This window comes from Sapientia aquatica, assembly GCF_004358105.1.
Classification (GTDB): Bacteria; Pseudomonadota; Gammaproteobacteria; order Burkholderiales; family Burkholderiaceae_D; genus Solimicrobium; species Solimicrobium aquaticum.
On the sequence record NZ_SMYL01000033.1, the window covers coordinates 1 to 3432 of the forward strand.

Annotated in this window: 3 protein-coding genes; all 3 read left to right on the top strand. The window is 49.5% G+C overall.

The window, feature by feature from the left end; all coding sequences use genetic code 11:
- Positions 1 to 404 precede the first annotated feature (404 nt).
- Positions 405 to 1781, top strand: coding sequence for an FAD-containing oxidoreductase (locus E2I14_RS19085; protein ID WP_133331523.1), 1377 nt, complete (start codon positions 405 to 407; stop codon positions 1779 to 1781).
- Between the two features lie 499 nt (positions 1782 to 2280).
- Positions 2281 to 2691, top strand: a complete 411-nt coding sequence (locus E2I14_RS19090; protein ID WP_133331519.1) for a hypothetical protein — start codon at positions 2281 to 2283, stop codon at positions 2689 to 2691.
- Positions 2692 to 2763: 72 nt separating this feature from the next.
- Complete coding sequence (locus E2I14_RS19095) at positions 2764 to 3129, top strand: phosphate ABC transporter substrate-binding protein (protein ID WP_133331521.1); 366 nt, start codon at positions 2764 to 2766, stop codon at positions 3127 to 3129.
- Positions 3130 to 3432: the final 303 nt, after the last annotated feature.

The following is a 3432-nucleotide window of genomic DNA, read 5'->3' on the forward strand; positions in this document are numbered from 1 at the left end:
TTAACCGTCCATGGCTCTTGCATCCCCAGCAACGCCTGATACAAATCTTTGCTTTCCATCGCGCTCTCCGTTGGCTAAACCTGCGCGATAGCGTACTCTTAACCCACAGAAAAGTCTGAAGAACCTTATTTTTTACGAGAATATCGATGAATGGCCTATTTGTAAATGATCCATTTAGAGCAATTGTGGTCAGTCCATGCAGTAAATCGGGCAAGGAAGAGTGTCTAAGTGCAGGATGTGTCCGCTTGATTCGCATGATGCAAGCTTGCAAAGCTTAATGGATTTTTTCCAAAGCGAGGTAGTTCGATACAGCCAGCGGCGTGGTAGAGTGCATCACACCGTCCACCCTGAACAGCCGGTTCTGAAACTTGCCGCCAGACATGGACCCTAACAATATCGGAGACATCATGGACAATTTCGACGCCATTGTAATCGGCAGTGGACAGGCAGGGCCGTTCCTGGCTGTGCGACTGGCACAATCAGGCATGAAAGTCGCGCTCATCGAGCGTGAACACTATGGCGGTACCTGTGTCAATGACGGCTGCATTCCGACCAAGACACTCGTTGCCAGCGCACGCGTGGCCCACGTTGCGCGGCGCGCTGCGGAGTATGGTGTGAACGTTGGCGGTGATGTCAGCGTGAATATGTCTGCTGTCATGGCGCGCAAGGATCGCATCGTCCAGCAGTCGATCGACAGTCTGACAAGCTGGCTTGAAGGAACTGCCGGACTGCATCTGGTGCGTGGACACGCCCGTTTCACCGGCCCCAATACCGTCGAGGTCAACGGAGCGACTCTTTCCGGATCAAAAATATTCATCAACGTTGGCGGGCGACCAATACTTCCAGACTGGCCGGGCATCGATAGTGTGCCCGTGCTCACCAATACGAGCATGATGACCCTGGCCACGCTACCAGAGCACCTGATTGTCGTGGGGGGCAGTTACATTGGCCTTGAGTTTGCACAGATGTTTCGGCGTTTCGGATCAGAGGTTACCGTAATCGAAGTCGCGGATCGTCTGATCGCGCGTGAGGATACTGAAGTGTCGGCCGAGGTCAAGGCAATCCTCGAACACGAGGGCGTACGTTTTCTGCTGGGCGTTACCGAAGCTCAGGTAGCACCACAGAGTGAGGGGGTCGTAGTGAGTTGCAGTACTGGCGACGTCAGGCATCAGGTTACAGGCAGCCACATACTGGCAGCTGTTGGACGACGGCCAAATACGGATGACCTGGGCCTGCGCGCTGCCGGTATCGAGACGGATTCGCGTGGCTTCATCATTGTCGACGACCAGCTGCGCACCAACGTCCCGCACATTTGGGCGCTTGGAGACGTGAATGGACGAGGCGCATTCACCCATACCTCGTACAATGATTTCGAAATTGTTGTCGCCAACCTGTTAGAGAATGGGCAACGCAGGGTAAGCGATCGCATTGTTGCCTATGGACTGTTTATTGATCCGCCTCTCGGTCGCATCGGCATGAGCGAAGCGCAGGTGCGCGCGACCGGACGACCGGCGCTGGTCGGCGTGATGCCGATGTCGCGCGTCGGTCGTGCCAAGGAGCGCGGAGAAACGCAGGGTTTCATGAAGGTGCTGGTTGACGCAGAGAGCGAACGTATCCTCGGTGCTTCACTGTTATGCATCGAGGGAGACGAGATCGTCCATTCACTGCTTGATGTAATGGCAGCCGGTGCTTCTTATCGCGTGATTCAGCAGGCCGTGCACATTCATCCGACTGTCAGTGAGCTGATACCGACGCTTTTAGGGCAGCTTGTTCCTCTATAAATTCGCACTCTTTAAGATGGTGTGAGGTTTGGGGTTAGTTTAAAGAGACATTGGAAATCCGGTTCTGAAAATTAATCACAAACCGGTGGATAGGCGGAATTCGACGTTGAGTCCACCTTTACGGTCGCAAATTGCGATCCTAAAGCCGAGATTCTTAAAACCTGAAATTGGTCGGGAATCGATCTTGGTTAGGCATGTGGTCGGGGGGCAGGTGTTGAAATACCTTGGCTTAGGTAGCGTCTTTCATCACGACATTGACATCAAGCCCTGATGGAAAAAATATCGCAATGAAAGACGTGCCCCCGTGGTTTGATGTGAGCCGCGCACCTCAGCGTGCAACGGTGATTAACTGAAGTCAATGCCCCAGTGCTGCACGAACTGATAGGTGGCAGCGCCCCGGTGCGTGGTAATCTGCACCCCAAAGGACTGACTGCCGGTCGTGTTGGCAGGTGCGATTTACGGACCTTTGGAAGTGCGTGCATCCTACACCAAGGATAGAATGGATCAATCGACGCCTGATCCGGCAAATGCATTCAGGAACGAAAAATTCAACGAAAGGTTCACTGACCTTGCCGTGCAATATCAAGTGGGTGATTTAACGCTGGTTGGTGAGTGGAATCAGGATAAACCTTTCTATCATTCGAATTTTTATTCTGCCATCTATCAAATCAACAGCAACGCTATTTATGTGACTAAGTCAAAATTCGTACTTGATTTGCCTTGGGAAAAACATCACACCATTAGTGTCGGTGTGCGGCACGACATTGGCAGCAACATGAGCCTTAAGTTTGATCTGACGCGCATGATTGATGAGGGCAAAAACCCATTTACCGGGGAAAGCAATCCGGTCATAAAAATAAATCCGGGACATGCGACAACGGCCGCTGTTTCATATGATTTTATATTTTAATTTATATAAAAATGGGAGCATTAATATGAACATTTTCATCTTGTCTTATTACTTTTGGGCTGTTCATGTACTTTGGCACAAGCCGAGCTAGTCTTTGTTGTGAATAGTGCTAATGCCAGTGTTTTCGACCATACCGCTGTTGAAAATATTTTTCTGGGAAAAACCAAGGCATTTCCTTCTGGGGACAAAGCAATTCCTATCATGGTGGATTATGCGAATCCTGGCGTTGAAAATTTTCTTGTCAGTCAAATTGGAAAATCTTCTTCGCAATACCGCGCACTATGGGCGCGGTTGGTTTTCGCTGGAGCTGCAACACCTCCACAAGCTGTACCTACCAGTCAAGATGTTGTTGATCTAGTAGAAAAAAATCCTAATTTAATTGGAATTGCAGATTCGGCTGCGGTTAAAGGGGCTGTCAAGATACTGGTATTTAAATAAATTCTGCTTTGAAAAAATGAGCTTGGCGGATGACAACAATAAGCTCATTGATCAGATTGAATTTAGTTGTTTTCGTATTTCGGGAATAAGTTCACCAGCACTCAAGTAAAGTAAATCTTTCTCCAAATTTTCAACGAATTTTCATAATTTTAAGCGGCTGCATCACTTAAAAATACGGTTCTTCAGACTTTTCTGTGGGTTAAGAGTACGCTATCGCGCAGGTTTAGCCAACGGAGAGCGCGATGGAAAGCAAAGATTTGTATCAGGCGTTGCTGGGGATGCAAGAGCCATGGACGGTTAAAG